The sequence below is a fragment of the Polaromonas sp. P1_F9 genome (genome assembly GCF_056405615.1).
This window is the reverse complement of record NZ_JBFUBT010000003.1, coordinates 305628-323267: the sequence shown is the minus strand read 5'-3', so window position 1 is coordinate 323267 and position 17640 is coordinate 305628. Positions and strand designations below refer to the sequence as shown.

Sequence of the window (17640 nt, the reverse complement as noted above, 5' to 3'; positions counted from 1 at the left end):
ATTGGGTTGCAGCCACTATTTGCTTAAGAATGTGGCCCTGGTTGCTGCGCAGGTGCCAGAAACAGCAGTGCGCAGGCCGATGCGCCCAGCGCGCACAGCACGCAGCCCAGCACCACCCAGCGAAACGCGGCCACCAGCACTTCGGGTGAAGCCGCCTGCAGCGGCCCGCCCAGGCTGGCGGCAAACACCACGCCCAGCACCGCCACCGCCAGCAGGCCGGCCACGCGCGCCACCGCGTTGTTAATGCCGGAGGCGATGCCCGCGTGGGTGGAAGGCACGGCGTTCATCACCGTGGTGGTGAGGGGCGCCACGGCAATCGTCATGCCCAGGCCCATCACCACCATGGCCGGAAAGAAACCGGCCCAGTAAGACCAGCCCACGCCGGGCAGGGCCAGCAGTGCAAAGCCCGCAGCCGCCACCGCCGGGCCGGCCATCAGCATGCGCCGCGCGCCGAAGCGCTCCGTGAATTTGGCGGTAGTCGGTGACAAAAAGCCCAGCAGCAGCGACAGCGGCAGCAGCGTGGCGCCCGCGGCGGTGGTGGAGTATTTAAAGGCACCAATCAGCACAAAGGGCAAAAAGAACAGCGCACCGCTGAGCGCAAAGTACAGCAGAAGCGTCAGCAAATTGGTGCCCACAAAGTCGCGCGACTTGAAAAGGCCCAGCGGCATCATGGGTGCACGCGTGCGCGCCTGTGCGTAGACAAACGCCACCAGCAGCACCACACCCGCCGCAAACGGGCCCAGCACGCCGACGGCTTGCCAGCCGCGCTCAGGCGCCAGCGTGAGGCCGTAAGTCAGCGCGCCCAGGCCGCTGGCCACCAGCAGCACACCCAGCCAGTCGAGCTGCTGTGGTGCCTCGGGGTCGCGGCTGTCGGGCACGGCGTACAGCGCCAGCCATACGGTGGCCACTGCCATAGGCACATTCAAAAAGAAGATGGACCGCCACGACACGGCGTCGACCAGCCAGCCGCCCAGCACGGGGCCGGCCGCGCCGGTGATGGCGGCCCACGCGGCCCAGGTGCCAATCGCCTTGCCGCGCGCTTCGCCCTCAAACACATTGCCGATGATGGCCAGGCTGGCCGGTACCAGCAGCGCCGCGCCCACGCCCTGCACGGCGCGCGCGGCAATCAATGCCAGCGGGCCGGGCGCAAAACCGCAGGCCACCGAAGCCGCCGTAAAAATGGCAATGCCCAGGATGAAAATCTTGCGGCGGCCAAATCTGTCGCCCAGCGAGCCGCCCACCAGCACCAGCGAGCCCAGCGCCAGCAGGTAGGCGTTGATGACCCACTGCATGGCGGCCAGCCCGCTGGCCGAGTCACCGGCCAGGTCGCGCTGGATGGCGGGCAGGGCGATGTTGACGACCGAGCCGTCGATGAACGCCATGGAAGAGCCCAGCACCGTGGCCGCCAGCGCCAGCTTGGGGTGCGCCGTCTTGCCGCAGTCGCCACCCTGGGCGCGGATGATGCCTTCGTCACAAGGGGCGTGCGGGTTGGCGGGCATGGGGTCTCCTGCGGTAACTGGTTGGGAGGCGATTCATTGGTTTGACAAATTGTCTGACAATAGATAATATTTCCAGATGACGACGCACCTCGCGCAGCCACCCATGCCCCATCCTGCCAGTTCCCTGCCGTCAAAGGCAAGCAGGCCGGCTGATGCCCAACTCTTGTTGCTGGACAAACACGCGGTCGAGTCCCTGCTGCTGCCCGCCGACGTCCTTGCGGCCACGCGCGAAGCCTTTGTGCTCCACAGCCAGGGCGAGGGCCGCGTGTTCTCCCTGGTGCGTGAAAGGCTGGCCACCGGTGGCGTGTTCGGCATCAAGTCGGGTGACGTGGGTGCGCAGTCGCTGTTGGGCTTCAAGGCGGCCGGTTTCTGGCCCGGCAACCTCGCGCGGGGCGCCGACGCCCACCAGGCCACCATCATGCTGATTGACCCCGCCACAGGCAGGCCGACCTGCCTGATCGACGGCAACGCCGTTACCACCGAGCGTACCGGCGCCGCCGGTGGTCTGGGCCTGGAACTGGCGCGACCGGACAGCCGCACGGTGTGTGTCTTTGGCACCGGCGTGCAGGCGCAGGCGCAGTTGCGCTTTGCCCTTCGCCAGCTGCCCGGGTTGCGCCAGGTGTTTTACGCCACGGCCAGTGGCCTGCCCAAGGCCGCGTTTGAAGCGATGTTTGCCGGCCAGTGCGCCATCTCGCATGCGGCAGACGTGAATGCCGCCGTGGCCCAGAGCGATGTGGTGATCACGGCCACCACCGGCAAGGGCCCGCTGTTCGAGCTGGCTGCTCTTCAGCCCGGCACCCACATCAATGCCGTGGGCAGCGACACCAAAGGCAAACGCGAGCTGCCCGAAGGCTTGCTCGCCAAAGCACGCGTGTTTGTGGACGACGCCGCCCAATCGCGCAGCATCGGCGAACTGCAATGGGCGCCCGAAACCGCCTGCACTGAGATCGGCGATGTGCTGTCGGGCAAGGCGGCCTTTGCACGCGGCGCCAACGACATCACCTTGTTCGACATGACCGGCATCGCCCTGCAGGACCTCACTGTTGCCCGCTTGCTGGAGCAGCGCGCGCGCCTTGCCGGCAAGGGCCAAAGCATTGCCTGGCCCTGGTGAATTGTTTGATGTCCTCACCGTTCCGGAGATTCCCATGACCGCCAACCAGCCCAACCCCCTGGCCACCCTCGACACGCCCGCCGCGTTGATTGACCTGCCGCGCATGCAGCGCAACATCGCGCGCATGCAGCAGCGCATGAATGCGCTCGGCGTGCGTTTCCGGCCGCACGTCAAGACCAGCAAATGCACACCCGTCGCGCGTGCGCAGGTGGCCGCGGGTGCGCAGGGCATTACCGTGTCTACGCTCAAAGAAGCCGCGCAATTCCACGCAGACGGTTTCACCGACATCCTCTACGCGGTCGGCATGGTGGCCACCAAGCTGCCGCAGGCGCTGGCCCTGCGGCGCCAGGGCTGCGATTTGAAAATCATCACCGACAGCGTGGCGTCGGCCGCCGCCATTGCCGCGTTCGGCCGTGAGCACAGTGAAAAGTTTGAAGTCTGGATAGAAATCGACAGCGACGGCCATCGCTCCGGCATCAAGCCCGGCGAGGCCGCTTTGCTGGACGTTGCCCGCACGCTGCACGAAGGCGGCATGCAGCTGGGCGGCGTGATGACACACGCGGGCTCCAGCTATGACCTCAACACCCCCGAAGCGCTGGTGGCGATGGCCGAGCAGGAGCGCGCCGCCTGTGTGGAAGCTGCCGAACGCGTACGCGCCGCGGGCTTTCCGTGCGCGGTTGTCAGCGTGGGCTCCACGCCGACGGCGCTGTCAGCTGCGCAGCTCCAGGGCGTCACGGAAGTGCGCGCCGGTGTGTATGTGTTTTTTGACCTGGTGATGCACAACATCGGCGTGTGCGGGGCAGACGACATCGCGCTCAGTGTGCTGACCACCGTGATCGGCCACCAGCCCGAAAAAGGCTGGGCAATTGTGGACGCCGGCTGGATGGCCATGAGCCGCGACCGCGGCACGCAAAAGCAGGCGCATGACTTCGGCTACGGCCAGGTCTGCCGCACGGATGGCACGGTATTGCCGGGTTATGTCCTCAGCGGAGCCAACCAGGAGCACGGCATCCTGTCGCGCGAGGGCGCGCCCGACACGGACATTGCCGCGCGCTTTCCCATCGGCACACAGCTGCGCATCTTGCCCAACCACGCCTGCGCCACCGGCGCGCAATATCCGCAATATCACGCACTGGCTGAAAACGGTGAGCTGGCAACCTGGAGCCGCTTGCACGGCTGGTGAGTCACGGTTTGCGTGCGGCCAAGTGCTATTAAAAACATAGCCGCTTGCGCCCGACCTTATTGGTCTGCAGGCCTTTTTTTCTTGAAAATTCTTTGAAGCAACTCACTTGCACATGGTGTAGCCGCCGGTCTCCAGGTGGAAATGGTCCTTGTGCGCGGCGTTGTAGTCGGGGCCCAGCACACCCTTGAAGTATTTGCAGGCCCCTTTATGGGCGTCGCGCAGCAACAGTGCCTCGGGCCCGGGCGGTGTGGTGTCGTCTTCGTCGGGCCAGTGTTTCAGCACCGTGACACGCTTGCCGCCCGCCAGCGTGAAGGCAGAAATGTCCAGCGCATTGGCAGTGGCATGGCGGCTGCGGGAACGGGCCGGTGCATTGGGCGGCGCACCTTCGCCGCTGTTGATGTTGCGGCAGGCATAGCTGCCCAGGTGGTCAATGCCCGCCACGCGCTGGCCAAAATGCAGCTGCGCGGCCGGCTGCAGCGCATTTCTTTCCCACATGAAGAACGACAGCGCCATGGGGCAGCTGAGCGGCAGGGCCGCGCCTATGCGCACGGGCGCCGTGCGCAGCCGCACCGCGTTGCTGAAACCGCAGCCGTCGCCCGTGCTGCGGTCGGGCAATTCGTCGTACTGCATGCCGGTGCCTGCCAGCGCGGCCAGGCAGCGCGCCGGGTCGTTGCGGGCGCGTGACAGTTTGTAAAAGGTCAGCATGTTGGGCGGTGCCGTCACTTCCAGTGGCGCCCACGGGTTGATGTGCGTAGGAATCTGCAGGGCGCCGCTGTAAACCCCGTACGCCGCCGTGACAAGGCCGCTCCACAGGGCCAGCCATACCCAGCGGCCCCAGCGCAGCTGCCTGGCTGGCGCTGCGTCGGGTGGAAGGCCGGAGTCTGGGGGAAGGGGCATGGTGTTCGTTGATAAGCGGGGGGTGTAGCCATGAGCGTACAGGCCTGCTAGCCCAAGATGGCCGGATTTGTTCTCTTGCGCCGAAATCCCGACTGCTGCAGGAGGATTCGACATCCAATTCGTCGTTTAATGGCATCGTCTGACTGATGCCAAAACCCGCGCGCACAAGCCGCAGGCAACAGGCTTAACGGAGTATTTTGATGGCCGACAACGCAACCCACACCCCAGCCCAATCCCCGCTGGCTGCCGACACCAGCCGGCACCACCAGATGTTTCCGGTGCTCAGCGCCGCAGAAATTGCACGCATCCAGCGCTTCGGCAAGGTGTTGCAGTTCAAGAAAGGCGAGAGGCTGTTTGCCGCCGGTGAGCCCGGTCCCGGCATGTTTGTGATGCTTAAGGGTTCGGTCACCATCACCCAGCGCGACGGCCTCGGCCATGTGGTGCCCATCGTCAACCAGGGGCCGGGCCAGTTTCTGGCTGAGGTTGGCCAGCTGTCTGGCCAGAACGCGCTGGTGGACGGCCATGCCGAAGAAGATGTCGAAGCCCTGCTGGTGCCGCCCGGCCAGCTGCGCGCGCTCATCATTGCCGAAGCCGACCTGGGCGAACGGCTGGTGCGCGCGCTGATCCTGCGGCGCGTGGCCTTGATAGAAGCCGGTGCCAGCGGCCCGGTGCTGATCGGCCAGCCCAACTCGGCCGGTGTGGTGCGGCTGCAAAGCTTTTTGAACCGCAACGGCGAGCCCAACCATGTGGTGGATATCGCCCAGGACGCAGGCGCCGCCGCGCTGATGGAGCAATACGGCGTAGCCGCCGGTGACGTGCTGGCGGTGTGCCCGGATGGCTCGGTGCTGGTGAACCCCGACGAGAATCAGCTCGCGCGCTGTATCGGCATGGTCGACACGGAAGAGCACGACGAGCTGTTTGACGTGATCGTGGTCGGTGCCGGGCCCGCCGGGCTGGCCACGGCGGTATATGCCGCATCGGAAGGCCTGCATGTGCTGGTGCTCGACTGCCGCGCCTACGGCGGGCAGGCCGGCGCCAGCGCGCGCATTGAAAACTACCTGGGTTTCCCTACCGGCATCTCGGGCCAGGCGCTGGCCGGCCGCGCCTATGTGCAGGCACAAAAGTTTGGTGTGGAAATGCTGATCCCCGCGCAGGCCCAATCGCTGGACTGCGCCCACAAGGCCATCAAGGGCGAATTGCAGGTGAAGCTGACCGACGGCCGCAAGCTGCGCGCCAAGACCGTGGTGGTGGCCAGCGGTGCCCGCTACCGCCGGCCCGAAGTGCCGCGCCTTGAAGAATTTGAAGGCCGCGGTGTCTGGTATTGGGCCTCTGCGCTGGAAGCCAAAATGTGCAGCCAGACCGACGTGGTGCTAGTGGGCGGCGGCAATTCGGCGGGGCAGGCGGCGGTGTTTTTGTCGCAGCATGCAGCCAAGGTCAACATGCTGGTGCGCGGCCCCAGCCTGGCCGCCAGCATGTCGCGCTACCTCATAGACCGCATTGAAGCGGCACCCAACATCGAACTGCTGCCCCACACCGAGGTGGTGAAGCTGCACGGCGATGATGATGGCGACGGCAATGGCGGAACAGGCCTTTCCGGTGTGACCTGGCGCAACCGCAAGAGCGGCACCGAACACGCGGCGGATGTGCGCAACGTGTTCCTGTTTGTCGGCGCCGATCCGGAAACCAGCTGGCTGACAAGTTGCGGCGCGGCCATTGATGCGCACGGTTTTGTCCGCACCGGGGAGGCGGTTACCTGCAAGCATTCGGACTACAAGCCCGCGCCGCTGGAAACGAATATTCCGGGTCTTTTTGCCATTGGCGATGTGCGCAGCGGTTCGGTCAAGCGAGTGGGCGGCGCGATAGGCGAAGGTGCAGCTGTGGTGGCCATGATTCATCAGCACCTGGCGGCGATGGAGCGTACGGTGGTTGCTGTCTGACGAAAATTCTGGAGATTCACATGCGCATCAAACCCTGCACCCACGTACCTGCCGAAGTTCACGCACCTAATTCAAGGGGTTGCGAAGAATGCCTGAAGATGGGCGACACCTGGATGCATTTACGGCTGTGCGTGCACTGCGGCCATGTCGGCTGCTGTGACGATTCAAAAAACAAACACGCCAGTAAACACCATGCAGCGACCGGGCACGCGGTGATCCAGTCGTTTGAGCCTGGAGAAAGTTGGATGTGGTGCTATGAGCACCAACTGCAAGTGGGCTAGGAGCCGTTCACAAAACCTCCTGGCGTTGTTGCGTCGCCTTGCCGTGCCGGTGCACTGTCTGCGGCGTCGCGCCTAGCCAGGACCGCTTCGCTGGGCTTTGTGAACGGCTCTCAGACGGAGGGCGGTGGCGCCGCCTTGGTGGTCTTGGTGAACTCCGTCGTGGCCACCATCACCGGGCTGGATTTCGGGCTGCGTTGCCAATGCTCGTCGGCCGCTTTTTCCACCGCGTCCTTGTCGTAAACGCCTTTTGAGAGGTCAGCCCAGACATGCACGTAGGTCCGGCACCAGGCGTCGTGTGCCTCATTGACCTTTTCTTCGGAAAGCTCCGGGGTGGGGCCTGGATCGGGCTCGGGTTCTGTGACCATGCAGACATCCTAGCGGTCCAGGGCCGGCGAGTCCACTTCCACCGGATGGGAGTGGGTCTGGAAGCTTTAAATGTGGGCGAAAGTTCAGCTTGAGAAGACAAATTTTCCAGCCACTTTTTTCGGCGACAGGAAGCCCAGGTCCGGGAAAACTCTGGATTGGACGTAAAGGACAAAACCACACAAGGCCGCGCTGATGACCAGCCCGCCCAGGGTGCTGGCGGGCGCAGTGACGAAGCCGTCCAGCGTTCTTGCGACTCCCAGTATGGAGAGCATCACATAGGCTTCGTAAGCGACCGCCTTGTTGGCATAAAAAGCCCAGGCAAAGGCCAGTGGTACCAGCGTCACCAATGCGCTTGCGATCCAGGGAGCGTTCGGGCCAAGTTTGTAGCCGATTCCGTAGCCCACAAAAAAGGCAAGAACCGCCTGGATGAGCATGATCACGATCAACACCCGGACTTTGCCCCTGTGGGCTTCGGTGAGCTCGGGATCCGGGTAACTCGCAATCACGGTCGCGAGTTGCTTGTCTTTCATGCCCTGGCCGGACAACTGTGCAAACGTCGCGGTTTTCCCCTGTCCGGCGGCGAGTAATTCCTGCGCCATCTGCTTGACTTCGGATTTTTCCATCGACATTTCGCTCCCCTGTTGTATGAATTCTGATGGTGCGCAGCTTACGCCTGATTCTAGATGCCGTGATTCGCGTTGCTGTGCAAACGGGGGCGGATTAAAAAGCACGCTCGTTGTTCGCCAGGGGAAACGCCTTATTTCACGCAACCTATTCCCTGAAGCGCAGCCCTGACATCCGCCGGCCCTCGCACATGGACTGCCTGCAGCCCGGCGGCCCTTGCGCCTTCGACGTTGTCGGGATGGTCGTCAAAGAACAGGATGGCATTCAGGGGAACGCCCATCGCCTCAGCGACGTATTCAAAGGCCCGGCGTTCGGGTTTGCGATAACCCATTTCAGACGACACAAAAATGCGCTCGAATGACTGCGCCAGATCGGGATAGAGCGCTGTCCATGCTGCCTGGTGCGTGGCGTTGGTGTTAGAGAACACGTAGCAGGGAAGATGGGTGCGCGCCTCCTGCACCAGGCTGAAAGTCTCAGTGATTTCACCGCCGAAAATGGCGTTCCAGCCTTCGGTGATGTGCGCGGGATCATCCTGCAACTGCAGGTTCGCGGCCAGGTGGGCAAAGTAGTGCGCCGCCGTGATTTCACCGCGTTCATGCTGCTGGTAAGGCAGATCGGCGCTGAAGGCGGCTTTCAGTTCTTCAAGGGACAAGCGGGAAATAGGCTGCCAGTACTCCAGCACGCGGTTGAAATCGACGTCGATCAACACGCCGCCGAGATCGAACAGCAGGGCCTGGATTTTTTGTGTGGTCATGGGATGGATGATTTTTGTATTCGTGCACGCTATGTTTCAATTGCCGGCTGACCATTGGGGGTTCCACACCACCTCCCACAGATGCCGGTCAGGATCCTGGAAGTAGCCGGCATAGCCGCCCCAGAATGTGTCGTGTGCTTCCTTGGTGATCACGGCACCCGCTTTTTTGGCCTGCGCCATGACAGTATCAACTTCTGCCTTCGAAGAGACGTTATGGCCCAGTGTGAATTCGGTTGCGCTGGCATTTTCCAGCGGAACACCCGAATCATGGGAAATGCTTTTGCGCGGCCAGATGGCAAGCTTCAGGCCGGCGTGCAGCTCAAAGAAGGCCACGGCGCCATGCTCAAATTCGGTACCCACAATGCCTTCGGTGTGAAGTCCGAGGCCGTCGCGGTAAAAGCGAAGCGATCTTTCCAGATCATCAACGCCGACAGTGATAACCGTAATGCGTGGCTTCATGGAGAACTCCTTACATTGGGTTGATGTGTCTCAAACACGCGTCCCTGATACCAAGGCTTGCCAGGCGTATGAAGTCTATTCCTGGCGATAAACGCTGTCCCCGTGCGGTGCCGCCATGAACTCAGGCAGTTGCTCAGCCCGGGCAGAGAATTCACACAGGGCCGGGTAGTCGGCCGCGTTGACCACCTCGGGAATCATGGCCTGCGTGAAGTGCCAGGCAATGCCCGTGGTCACGCCGTCCTGGCCCATGGTGCCGCTGGTCGCAGCAAGCGGTTTGCGCCGAAGTTCTGATTCCAGCTCACCATAGGCCGCCAGCAACTGGCCCGTCACGCGTGACACCCAGGGCTGGTGCAGCTTTTCAGCGGGGCGCAGGTTGCGTTCATAGATGATTTGCACGCTTTTTTCACAGGCGGCCATGGCCAGGCCGATCACGCGCAGCGCCTGCTGGCGCTCGGCAATGGCCGCCGGCATCAGGCTTCTGGGTGGCGCCTGCTGGGCGGCCAGCGCCTCGGCGTAGTCGATGATCAAGGTGGAGTCCATGAGCACCGTGCCGTCGTCACACACAAGAGAGGGTGCTTTGACAACCGGGTTGATCTGCCGGAATTTCTCGAAGGTGCTGAAGACCGAGACCGATTGATGTTCAAAGCGCAGGCCCAGGAGCTGCAGGGAAATGGCTACGCGGCGAACGTAGGGCGAGTCGAGCATTCCTATGAGTTGCATGGCAGTTCCTGTTCAGGGTTTACCGGTCACGACGGATTTGTCTTGATGGGGAAGAGGCGGCGACTGGACCATGAGGTCACGCACCGAGCCAATGGCCAGCGCCAGAAAAGCGGCAGCGCAAAGCTTGTAGGTCACCTTGGCCCACCGCATGCCGGCCCGGCGAAAGATCCGGTCAACCACTGCCGCGCAGAAGAAAGCCCATACCACCGACGACACCATGAAGCCCACAAAAAAGATGCCGTAGTCGGCGGCCGTCGGTTCATGGATTCCAACGGCCCCCAAGGCGCTGCCGAGTGCGGCCCAGTAGGCAATGTTTTGTGGGTTGGTGATGGACAGGAGGGCGCCGGCGCGCATGGCCTTTTGGGGTTCGGCCGTTGCCGGGTCCGTTAAAGCGAATTCCTGGCTGGCGCAAAGCCATGAGTCGCGGGCAAGCCAGAAGAGATACAGTGCCCCGGCGATGCCGACGGGCCAGCGAATCCACTCCAGCTGAAGCAGCAACCCAATGCCGACCAGCCCGAGCAGGGCCCACAGCGCGTCACCGGCCAGTGAGCCGATTTGCACCGCCAGGGCCGGCCGGAAACCGCCGCGCACGCCCTGGCGCACGGTTTCGGCAAAAACAGCACCCGGCGCGGCGTTGAACAATAGCCCGAGCAGGAAAGCGGAGATGAAAAGCGTGGTCATGGATGCGAAGGGAATAGAGACGACCTGACGTTTATACCGCGCAACCGGCACAAGCGCAGGCCTGGTGCGGTCACCGGATGTGGCGCCCCCATGCCGGCCGCTTCAGCGCGCCGGGAAGGTCGGGGCCAGTTCCCGGAGTTTTTCGACCTGCCACGCGAACTCTCCCTCGAAAGCCGACGGGTCGTTGACCGCGTAGCCGCCGTAGCCATAGACGGCGGCATAAGCCGCGTAGCCGGCCGCATCCAGAGCCCGGCCAGCCAGTGCATTGGCCACGGCGTAGGTGGCAGAGACGGCTGCGTGGGCCGCGCCGTCAATGGAATTGGAGCCCCTATGGCTGTTGGCCACTGCGGCAACTTCCTGCGCCGCCCGCGCCAGGGCAGGCCTTTCCAGTTTGCCGTCAACGAAAGCCTGAAGCTGTGCCAGGCCATCAACGGCCCTGGGGTCTTCCAGCAAATGCTGCACGCGGCCGGCGCACGCCAGGCCAAAGGCCAGCCGGAGGGCTTCCTGACCCGGTTCATCAAGATGGATGCTGGCCGCCAGGCGCGAGAGCTCGTGGTTCATGGCAATTGTTTCGAGGTGCGGGTATTTTGCGGGACTGCCTGACTGAATTTTCGGGGCAAGAGCAGGGCCGCCAGGTACTGCTGGCGTTTCGCAATTTCCAGCACGAGCAGCGGCAATGCGACGCCCGCAGCCAGGCTCGCCGCCCCAACCAGATAGTCGTTGTGGCTGAAGCGGGAAAGCAGCAGAAAGGCCCGCCCCTGCGCGACGGGATGAAACACCAGGATGAGCAGGCTGCCGGAGCCGATGTAGGTCAATGGGCGCTGCAGCCGCGGATACCGCGCCAGCAATGCTGAGATGCAAAGCACCATGTAAATGCCCAGCGCGGCCTGCAGTGTGGCAATGAGCGGCTCGCCGTAGATGCGCAGATTCAGGTCCATGGTTTCGTTGAAATGGTAGTGCAGCGCCGCAAAGGCAATGGCCGCGGCAAGCAGCCTGATGGCGTTGAAATTCACTGCCATGACCTGTTCGCGCAGCAGGAACCCGAACAGCAGGCAGGCCGAACTGATGAAGGTCAGGTCAAGGCTCCAGGGCAACCCCGGCCAGCGGGCGAGGCCCATGAAATGCAGGCTGGCCGTGTCGATTTGCCAGAAGCTCCCAATCCAGCGGATGCCCACGGCCAGCAGTATCGAGGCGGCCAAAAAAACCCAGTGTGCGCGGCGTTTGGCGGCCCTGGTGGCGCGCAGGATGGCCATGGCCACCACCGACGCAACGAAGAGGTGCGGCAAAAACCAGAGCGGTGCCCACGCAATGGTGGGTGCGGTGGCATACAGGACGCCGAAAAAATAATCAGAGGCGCTTGTGTCGGCAGTGGGAACCACGTCGGAATCAAGCGCCATCAGGATGCCCGCCAGCGTCAGCACGATAAAGTAGGGTTTGAGAAGCGCATCGGCCCGCGACAGCGCAAACTTGCGCAGGGAATCGGAATCTTTCAGGAACAGGCCCGAGAGAAAAAAGAACAACGGCAGGTGAAATGCGTAAATCACGCGAAAGAGTTCGCCCTTGTTCTCCAGTACCAGATTGTTGTGCCCAAGCACCACCAACACAATGCCGATGCCTCGGGCGATGTCCACGGTGGCGTTGCGTTGGGTCATGGCACGGCAACGACAGCGACATATGAAACCAGAGCCGCGATACCGATTGACGCCAGCAGGAAAGTAGCGCTCACGGGTGCAGGCCGCGAGCGCAAAAGCCCTCGCGCCAAAGTTTTTGGTGGCTCAATACTGAAGCTCGCCCAAGTGCACTGAAAGATCGTGAAGCTTGGCCTTGCTCATGTAGTAGCAGTCCAGGCGCCATTCCTTGAGGATATCAATGCCCACATTGAATTCTTCATAGTTGAGCTTGTACAGGTCACCAAGGTAAAAATTTTCATCTGATTCAAGTGCGCGCACCAGCCGGGCCAGTGTTTGCGCGGAGTCCGACTGCGGATTGGCGGCGATGAGTTTCCGGGCTTTTTTGATAGCGTTCATTCAGATCCTTCGGTCAACAGGGTTGAGAACGCTGGCAGGCAGCGCACGGCCACCCGCTGGATAGCGGGTTCGGAAATTATGTCGGCGTCATGACGAAGCCGTCTATCGCAAGCGGGTGTTAATACGCTAAAAATCATAAAAAAATGTACGCATGCATAGTGTTTGCCGCTATTCAAGGCGATCTGGCATCCCCGCGGGTGCTGTTGCTCCCCACAAAGAAAATTTCCTGACTGCCGCGCCGCTTGCAGGAGCGTGTCACAGGCTGGACATGCGCACTGCCTACTGTTCACACATCCTTACAACTCCGAAGCTGCGTGCGCATGCCGCTACACAAAACCGAAAAAGCAAAGCTTGAACTGGCCTCGAAGGAGCGCGTGCTCAACCTTCGCGAGCGCTCAGCGCTTTTTCTCGCGGACGGTCGTAAAACCCGCGATGAAATGCAGGCGCTGTTGCAGGACGACGGCAGCATCCTGGAAAAACTGATTGCCGATGGGTACCTGCTTCCCGCCGAGGCAGGTGTTGCCGCCACTGCCCTTGTGGCCAGCGCGGCGCCTGTCCAGCAGGTCGCCGTTGCGGAGCCCGCGCCGCTGGCTGAAGAGGCGGCCAAGCCATCGAGCGACAACTTTGAAGGCAAGCGATCTCTTGCGACGACCCGGATGTTCCTGTTTGATATCTGTGAGCGTATGTTCGTGAGGAAAATGCCCGCGCTTGCGGCGCATTACCGGGATCAGCTGCGTGAAGCGCGGGACCGCGAATCCATGATGGCGATTGCCCGGGACATCATTCTCAACGTCGAGGAAATCGCCGGTCCGGATCGAGCTGACGGTTTGAGTGAACGCCTGGCCATGCTGCTGCCGCCCGAGCAATAGCTTTCAGTGCTACCGACACTGACAATCGGGGGAAGGGGCGTGTCTCACAGACACGAAGGTGTCATGTCGCGCGGGCAAGATTGATCTTCCGCTACCCCGCACAATCATGATTCGCAGCCATTCCATTTCCGCCGAAGAAGCCTGCATCCTGGCCATCGCGGCGCTGGACGGCCTGGTGATCGAGCTCGTCAAAGCCAGCCGTCTCCAGATGTCGCCCGCATTTCTGGACTGGGTTGCCGATGAGGCCACTCCGCTGGTAGAGCGGCATGTAGCCCGCTCCTTCAAAAGTCCGCGTTTTGCCGACAGCCTTCGCATCGGCGACCCGGGAATCGCCATGGCCCGCTGGGTACGTCATTGGGTTTGTCCGTGGATAGTGACCAGCTTTAAACAACTGGCCGAGCACCTGCCCGAGTTTTCCGACAACCGCCCGATGGCTCTGGTGCCTGGGTCTGACCGGCGGTCCCGGCGCCTGGGCTACCCCCTTTTGCCTGAAAGCGGCTTGCCAGGGCCAGGCAGCCGTCAAAAGGCCACAGCCCCGGCGCTGCCCTAAATCAGGCGCCTGATCGACTTCTTCTTCCAGACCAGCCGGTAATAAGCCGTCTGCAGACCCAGCATGGCGATGAAGGTGACCGGGTAGGCCACCCAGATGCCGTTGATGCCGATGCGGTGGCTCATGAACCAGGCGACGGGCACCTCCACCAGCGCGATGCAGAAGATGGCGATGCCGGTGGGCACCAGCACCGAGCCGCTGGCGCGCATGATGCCCGAGAGCACCGAGGCCATGCCGAAGATGACGCTGCTCCACAGCATGATGTGCAGCAGCGTTTGTGCCATCTCAATCACCGGTTCGCTGGTGATGAAAAAGCCCATCAGGTGGCGCGAGAACAAATAGCCCAGCAGCACGAGTGAGCCGGTCAGCACCAGGTTCATCAGCAGACCGGTGCGCACGATGGTGCCCAGTTTGTCGGTGCGGCCCGCGCCGATCGCCTGCGCACCCAGGATGGAAGCGGTGATGGCAATCGAGATCGCCGGGAACTGCACATACGCCACCACCTGGTTGACGGCGCCGTAGGCCGCTGTGGCGTTGGAGCCATAACTGTTGACCAGCGAGAGCAGGGCGACTTCAGCCAGCGCAATGACAATCATCTGCACGCCGGTGGGCACGCCGATCCTGAGCACGGTCTTGAGGATGCTGCCGTTGATGCGCATGTGGCGTACAAATTCCGCGTCCGGTGCCAGCGGGCTGTGGATGCGGCGCAGCCTGAAGGCCAGCCAGGCCGTGGCCGTCACCATCGACAGCACCGAAGCCACCGCACCGCTGGCCACGCCCAGCTGCGGCAGGCCGAACCAGCCGCGGATCAGCGCCGGTGTGACGGCGAGGCCGACCAGGGTTGAAATGCCCAGCGTGTAGAGAGGGTTGACGGTATCGCCCACACCGCGAAGCATGGCGGTGGCCAGCAGATAGACGAAGAGGCCGGGCCCTGCCATCATCATGATGCGGGCATAGAGCGTGGCGTCGGGCAGGATGTCGGCCGGCGTGCCCAGCGCCCTGAGCAGGGGCCCGGTAAAGATGCCGCCGAACAGCGCCACGAGCAGGCCAAAAATCAGGCCGACACTGAGCGTCGTGCCGGCAATCGATTTGACTTTTCCGGTGTCACGCGCTCCCCAGGCCTGGCCGATCAGCACGGAGGCGCCTGCGCCCAGGCCGATGGTGAAGGCGATGAAGAAAAACAGGATGGGAAAAAAGCTGGACACCGCCGCCAATGCGCCGACGCCGATCATCTGGCCGACGTACACGTTGTTCAGCGTGCCCGACAGCGACTGCAGGATGTTGCTGAGCAGCATGGGCGCAAGGAAGGCGGCAAAGGTCTTCCACATCGGCACCCCGTCGCTCAATGCGGGCCGGCCGTGCGAAGCGGGTTTCGCCGCCGCAGGCTGTGTTGCCAGCGGCGGAGCCGTGTCGGCCACGGAAATCGGCGGTGCCGCGATTTCACCCGCTGCGCGCACGTCGCCCTCATGCACTTCGGTTTCAAGCCGGTGGTCGAGGGCGGAAAGATCCGGCGGCTTCATGCGGCGCTCCAGCTGGCGGCGGCCAGTGCCGCCAGGTAGGTTCGCACGTCCTCAGGCCAGGGCTCGACCAGGGTGGCAAAACGCAGCCGGTCGCCGGCAAACAGGGCGCGGGTGGCTTCTTCGAAGCCGGGCAGGTCGCCCGCGATTTCCGCCATGAAGCGGTATGCGGCTTCGCGGGAGGCCCGTACCGCATCGCGTGCCTCGTTGGCCCTGCTCGCTTCTTCCACCAGCTTGCGCAGCGCAACCGAAGCACCGCCGGATTGGCGGCTGAGCCACTCCCAGTGCCGCGGCAGCAAGGTGACTTCACGCGCAACCACCCCCAGCCGGGGGCGCCCGACAGAACGCGTCGCCGGTGCTTCGGGTTCAGCGGGCGGAAGGTCGGGCGGCGTGTCGTCGGGCGCATCCACGGCATCGGGCCGCAGGTCAAGGTCCAGGCGTTCCCCGTTGGCATCGTTGAATATGCGAAGCAGGATGTCGGCCGGCTGGGGTGTAGCGCGCAACTGCGCGAGCAGCTCGCGGCGCGGCCCGGAGGCAATGCGCTGGAACCCGGCGAAGGCGGTCAGGGTGCGGGGCGTGGCGATCATGGTAGAGGTCATAAAGTCATTACGGTTAATTTTGTCCGGGTCAAATGATGAGTTTATATCATCCGGGTATAAATGATCAAGTTTTCGCTGAAAAATGCGTAAAAGGCTGTAAATCGGGCTCTATAGCTGGTTATTGATCTAACTAGTCAATTTAATATTCTTTTGAGTTTGGGGAAAGCTCGGCTAAATTCGCGTCCTGTTTAAAAATGAGCCTCACACGTTTTCACAAGAACCGTGAGGGGTGACAAGGTCTAGCGAATTTTCATGATCGAGCTCTTCGTCAACGTCGGCTACACCGTCAACTTCCCGATCGGCCTCTATTCCAAGAAGGTCAAGAGCCTGGCCGAGCTGAAAGAAGGCGCGCGCTTCGGCATCCCCAACGACCCGACCAATGGCGGCCGTGTGCTGCTGGTGCTGCAGGACAAGGGCCTGATCAAGCTCAAGCCCGAAGCAGGCCTGAAGGCCACGCCGCTCGACGTGATCGAGAACCCGAAGAAGCTGAAGTTTGTGGAGCTCGACGCCGCGCAGCTGCCACGCTCGCTGGACGACCTGGACGCCTCGGCCGTCAACACCAACTGCGCGCTCTCAGCCGGGCTGAACCCGAAAGACGCGATTGCCCAGGAAGCTGCCAAGTCGCCGTATGTCAATTTGCTGGCCGTGCGCGAGCAAGACAAAGACAAGCCCTGGGTGGCCAAGCTGGTCAAGGCCTACCACTCGGAAGAAATCCGCAAGTATGTGCAAGCCGAGTTCAAGGGCGCGGTGCTGGCGGGGTTCTGAACGGTTTTCAGCTGAATGGGAAAGCAGGGCTTCGGGGCATTCTGTCCTGAAGTCCTACAGCGAAAACACGCGAATTGTTTTACAAGTTGAGGTGGCTTTGCAGATCCGCTGGTCAACCCATTCCATCCTGACATTTTCTGGAGAACCCCATGGCTCAATACAACATCGCTGTCGTCGTCGGCAGCATCCGCAAGGATTCGTTCAACAAAAAACTCGCCGGAGCGCTTGAAAAGCTGTTTCCCGCGGACTTCAGCTTTACCCATGTGCGCATTGACGACCTGCCGCCTTACAACCAGGACGATGACGGGAATCCGTCGGCAGAGGTGAAGCGGCTCAAGGGCGAGATCAAGGCGGCGCAGGGCCTGCTGTTTGTCACGCCTGAATACAACCGATCGATTCCCGGTGTGCTGAAAAATGCCATTGACCATGCCTCACGCCCTTATGGGCAGAGTGCATGGGATGGCAAGCCTGCCGGCGTGATTGGGGCATCGGTTGGCGCCATTGGCACCGCGCTTGCCCAGCAGCACCTGCGCAATATCCTGGCCTACCTGAATGTGCCTACGCTGGGGCAGCCTGAGGCTTTTGTGCACAACAAGGAAGGTTTGTACGACGCTGATGGCGGCATCAGTGAAGGCAGCCGCAAGTTTTTACAGGGGTGGGTGGATGCTTATGTGGGATGGGTCAAGAAGCACTCTTGAGCTTGTGTTGCCCGTTGCGGCTCTTGTTTAGTGGGTGCGCTTTTGCTGAGGGTTGCTGGCCGGGAGTTGCCCGGCCAGCAGGACTCAGAGGAAGGCGCGCCCA

20 protein-coding genes and 1 pseudogene are annotated in these 17640 nt (G+C 62.4%); 8 read left to right on the top strand and 13 right to left on the bottom strand.

Annotated features, from left to right (window positions below; all coding sequences use genetic code 11):
* Positions 1-23 precede the first annotated feature (23 nt).
* A complete protein-coding gene (locus AC1DYR_RS10465) occupies positions 24-1499 on the bottom strand; it encodes an MFS transporter (protein WP_477705053.1) in 1476 nt (491 codons plus the stop codon).
* A gap of 103 nt (positions 1500-1602) precedes the next feature.
* Between AC1DYR_RS10465 and AC1DYR_RS10460 the strand changes: the two genes are divergently transcribed.
* Entirely contained in the window at positions 1603-2610 is a 1008-nt protein-coding gene (locus AC1DYR_RS10460; protein WP_477705220.1) for an ornithine cyclodeaminase family protein, read from the top strand.
* A gap of 34 nt (positions 2611-2644) precedes the next feature.
* The gene (locus tag AC1DYR_RS10455; protein ID WP_477705052.1) at positions 2645-3793 is read left to right on the top strand and encodes a DSD1 family PLP-dependent enzyme; all 1149 of its coding nucleotides are present in this window, start codon (positions 2645-2647) and stop codon (positions 3791-3793) included.
* Between the two features lie 102 nt (positions 3794-3895).
* Here the strand turns inward: AC1DYR_RS10455 and AC1DYR_RS10450 are convergent, their stop codons facing one another.
* A complete protein-coding gene (locus tag AC1DYR_RS10450; RefSeq protein ID WP_477705051.1) occupies positions 3896-4690 on the bottom strand; it encodes an extensin-like domain-containing protein in 795 nt (264 codons plus the stop codon).
* Positions 4691-4890: 200 nt separating this feature from the next.
* Here AC1DYR_RS10450 and AC1DYR_RS10445 point away from each other — a divergent pair, with 200 nt between their 5' ends.
* Positions 4891-6627: an FAD-dependent oxidoreductase gene (locus AC1DYR_RS10445; RefSeq protein WP_477705050.1), complete on the top strand. Its 1737-nt coding sequence runs from the start codon at positions 4891-4893 to the stop codon at positions 6625-6627.
* Positions 6628-6647: 20 nt separating this feature from the next.
* Positions 6648-6908 carry a UBP-type zinc finger domain-containing protein gene (locus tag AC1DYR_RS10440; RefSeq protein WP_477705049.1) on the top strand — a complete coding sequence of 87 codons (261 nt, stop codon included), beginning with the start codon at positions 6648-6650 and terminating at the stop codon, positions 6906-6908.
* Between the two features lie 110 nt (positions 6909-7018).
* Here the strand turns inward: AC1DYR_RS10440 and AC1DYR_RS10435 are convergent, their stop codons facing one another.
* The 9 genes from AC1DYR_RS10435 to AC1DYR_RS10395 form a co-directional block, all read right to left on the bottom strand.
* Entirely contained in the window at positions 7019-7273 is a 255-nt protein-coding gene (locus AC1DYR_RS10435) for a hypothetical protein (protein ID WP_477705048.1), read from the bottom strand.
* Between the two features lie 84 nt (positions 7274-7357).
* Positions 7358-7897, bottom strand: a complete 540-nt coding sequence (locus AC1DYR_RS10430; protein WP_477705047.1) for a hypothetical protein — start codon at positions 7895-7897, stop codon at positions 7358-7360.
* Positions 7898-8031: 134 nt separating this feature from the next.
* Positions 8032-8652 carry an HAD-IA family hydrolase gene (locus tag AC1DYR_RS10425; protein WP_477705046.1) on the bottom strand — a complete coding sequence of 207 codons (621 nt, stop codon included), beginning with the start codon at positions 8650-8652 and terminating at the stop codon, positions 8032-8034.
* Between the two features lie 36 nt (positions 8653-8688).
* Positions 8689-9111, bottom strand: coding sequence for a VOC family protein (locus AC1DYR_RS10420; RefSeq protein ID WP_477705045.1), 423 nt, complete (start codon positions 9109-9111; stop codon positions 8689-8691).
* A gap of 75 nt (positions 9112-9186) precedes the next feature.
* On the bottom strand, positions 9187-9831 hold the full coding sequence (locus AC1DYR_RS10415; RefSeq protein ID WP_477705044.1) for a glutathione S-transferase: 645 nt from the start codon (positions 9829-9831) through the stop codon (positions 9187-9189).
* 12 nt (positions 9832-9843) lie between these two features.
* Entirely contained in the window at positions 9844-10512 is a 669-nt protein-coding gene (locus AC1DYR_RS10410; RefSeq protein ID WP_477705043.1) for a LysE family transporter, read from the bottom strand.
* 102 nt (positions 10513-10614) lie between these two features.
* Positions 10615-11073, bottom strand: coding sequence for a putative immunity protein (locus AC1DYR_RS10405; protein WP_477705042.1), 459 nt, complete (start codon positions 11071-11073; stop codon positions 10615-10617).
* Positions 11070-12164 carry an acyltransferase family protein gene (locus AC1DYR_RS10400; protein WP_477705041.1) on the bottom strand — a complete coding sequence of 365 codons (1095 nt, stop codon included), beginning with the start codon at positions 12162-12164 and terminating at the stop codon, positions 11070-11072. The genes AC1DYR_RS10405 and AC1DYR_RS10400 overlap by 4 nt, the downstream gene beginning before the upstream one ends.
* 123 nt (positions 12165-12287) lie before the next feature.
* On the bottom strand, positions 12288-12539 hold the full coding sequence (locus AC1DYR_RS10395) for a hypothetical protein (RefSeq protein WP_477705040.1): 252 nt from the start codon (positions 12537-12539) through the stop codon (positions 12288-12290).
* 320 nt (positions 12540-12859) lie between these two features.
* Between AC1DYR_RS10395 and AC1DYR_RS10390 the strand changes: the two genes are divergently transcribed.
* Positions 12860-13408 carry a hypothetical protein gene (locus AC1DYR_RS10390; protein ID WP_477705039.1) on the top strand — a complete coding sequence of 183 codons (549 nt, stop codon included), beginning with the start codon at positions 12860-12862 and terminating at the stop codon, positions 13406-13408.
* A gap of 106 nt (positions 13409-13514) precedes the next feature.
* Entirely contained in the window at positions 13515-13958 is a 444-nt protein-coding gene (locus AC1DYR_RS10385) for a hypothetical protein (RefSeq protein ID WP_477705038.1), read from the top strand.
* Here the strand turns inward: AC1DYR_RS10385 and AC1DYR_RS10380 are convergent.
* Positions 13955-15286: an MATE family efflux transporter gene (locus AC1DYR_RS10380; RefSeq protein WP_477705219.1), complete on the bottom strand. Its 1332-nt coding sequence runs from the start codon at positions 15284-15286 to the stop codon at positions 13955-13957. The two genes, AC1DYR_RS10385 and AC1DYR_RS10380, sit on opposite strands and share 4 nt — an antisense overlap.
* A 188-nt stretch (positions 15287-15474) precedes the next feature.
* A complete protein-coding gene (locus tag AC1DYR_RS10375; RefSeq protein ID WP_477705037.1) occupies positions 15475-16074 on the bottom strand; it encodes a DUF2239 family protein in 600 nt (199 codons plus the stop codon).
* Between the two features lie 267 nt (positions 16075-16341).
* On the opposite strand from AC1DYR_RS10375, the pseudogene AC1DYR_RS10370 reads away from it, so the two are divergent.
* Positions 16342-16839: pseudogene (locus tag AC1DYR_RS10370) on the top strand (MetQ/NlpA family ABC transporter substrate-binding protein); the annotation flags it as partial.
* Positions 16840-16988: 149 nt separating this feature from the next.
* Positions 16989-17537 carry an NADPH-dependent FMN reductase gene (locus AC1DYR_RS10365; protein WP_477705036.1) on the top strand — a complete coding sequence of 183 codons (549 nt, stop codon included), beginning with the start codon at positions 16989-16991 and terminating at the stop codon, positions 17535-17537.
* The last annotated feature ends 103 nt before the right edge of the window (positions 17538-17640 follow it).

What these genes read in the sequence shown, in the direction of transcription:
- AC1DYR_RS10430 (WP_477705047.1), bottom strand. Translation starts at nt 7,897, where the DNA reads ATGGAAAAATCCGAAGTCAAGCAGATGGCGCAGGAATTACTCGCCGCC.
- AC1DYR_RS10385 (WP_477705038.1), top strand. Translation starts at nt 13,515, where the DNA reads ATGATTCGCAGCCATTCCATTTCCGCCGAAGAAGCCTGCATCCTGGCC.
- AC1DYR_RS10395 (WP_477705040.1), bottom strand. Translation starts at nt 12,539, where the DNA reads ATGAACGCTATCAAAAAAGCCCGGAAACTCATCGCCGCCAATCCGCAG.
- AC1DYR_RS10435 (WP_477705048.1), bottom strand. Translation starts at nt 7,273, where the DNA reads ATGGTCACAGAACCCGAGCCCGATCCAGGCCCCACCCCGGAGCTTTCC.
- AC1DYR_RS10365 (WP_477705036.1), top strand. Translation starts at nt 16,989, where the DNA reads ATGGCTCAATACAACATCGCTGTCGTCGTCGGCAGCATCCGCAAGGAT.
- AC1DYR_RS10415 (WP_477705044.1), bottom strand. Translation starts at nt 9,831, where the DNA reads ATGCAACTCATAGGAATGCTCGACTCGCCCTACGTTCGCCGCGTAGCC.
- AC1DYR_RS10445 (WP_477705050.1), top strand. Translation starts at nt 4,891, where the DNA reads ATGGCCGACAACGCAACCCACACCCCAGCCCAATCCCCGCTGGCTGCC.
- AC1DYR_RS10455 (WP_477705052.1), top strand. Translation starts at nt 2,645, where the DNA reads ATGACCGCCAACCAGCCCAACCCCCTGGCCACCCTCGACACGCCCGCC.
- AC1DYR_RS10420 (WP_477705045.1), bottom strand. Translation starts at nt 9,111, where the DNA reads ATGAAGCCACGCATTACGGTTATCACTGTCGGCGTTGATGATCTGGAA.
- AC1DYR_RS10425 (WP_477705046.1), bottom strand. Translation starts at nt 8,652, where the DNA reads ATGACCACACAAAAAATCCAGGCCCTGCTGTTCGATCTCGGCGGCGTG.
- AC1DYR_RS10410 (WP_477705043.1), bottom strand. Translation starts at nt 10,512, where the DNA reads ATGACCACGCTTTTCATCTCCGCTTTCCTGCTCGGGCTATTGTTCAAC.
- AC1DYR_RS10450 (WP_477705051.1), bottom strand. Translation starts at nt 4,690, where the DNA reads ATGCCCCTTCCCCCAGACTCCGGCCTTCCACCCGACGCAGCGCCAGCC.
- AC1DYR_RS10380 (WP_477705219.1), bottom strand. Translation starts at nt 15,286, where the DNA reads ATGTGGAAGACCTTTGCCGCCTTCCTTGCGCCCATGCTGCTCAGCAAC.
- AC1DYR_RS10460 (WP_477705220.1), top strand. Translation starts at nt 1,603, where the DNA reads ATGCCCCATCCTGCCAGTTCCCTGCCGTCAAAGGCAAGCAGGCCGGCT.
- AC1DYR_RS10375 (WP_477705037.1), bottom strand. Translation starts at nt 16,074, where the DNA reads ATGACCTCTACCATGATCGCCACGCCCCGCACCCTGACCGCCTTCGCC.
- AC1DYR_RS10465 (WP_477705053.1), bottom strand. Translation starts at nt 1,499, where the DNA reads ATGCCCGCCAACCCGCACGCCCCTTGTGACGAAGGCATCATCCGCGCC.
- AC1DYR_RS10400 (WP_477705041.1), bottom strand. Translation starts at nt 12,164, where the DNA reads ATGACCCAACGCAACGCCACCGTGGACATCGCCCGAGGCATCGGCATT.
- AC1DYR_RS10405 (WP_477705042.1), bottom strand. Translation starts at nt 11,073, where the DNA reads ATGAACCACGAGCTCTCGCGCCTGGCGGCCAGCATCCATCTTGATGAA.
- AC1DYR_RS10440 (WP_477705049.1), top strand. Translation starts at nt 6,648, where the DNA reads ATGCGCATCAAACCCTGCACCCACGTACCTGCCGAAGTTCACGCACCT.
- AC1DYR_RS10390 (WP_477705039.1), top strand. Translation starts at nt 12,860, where the DNA reads ATGCCGCTACACAAAACCGAAAAAGCAAAGCTTGAACTGGCCTCGAAG.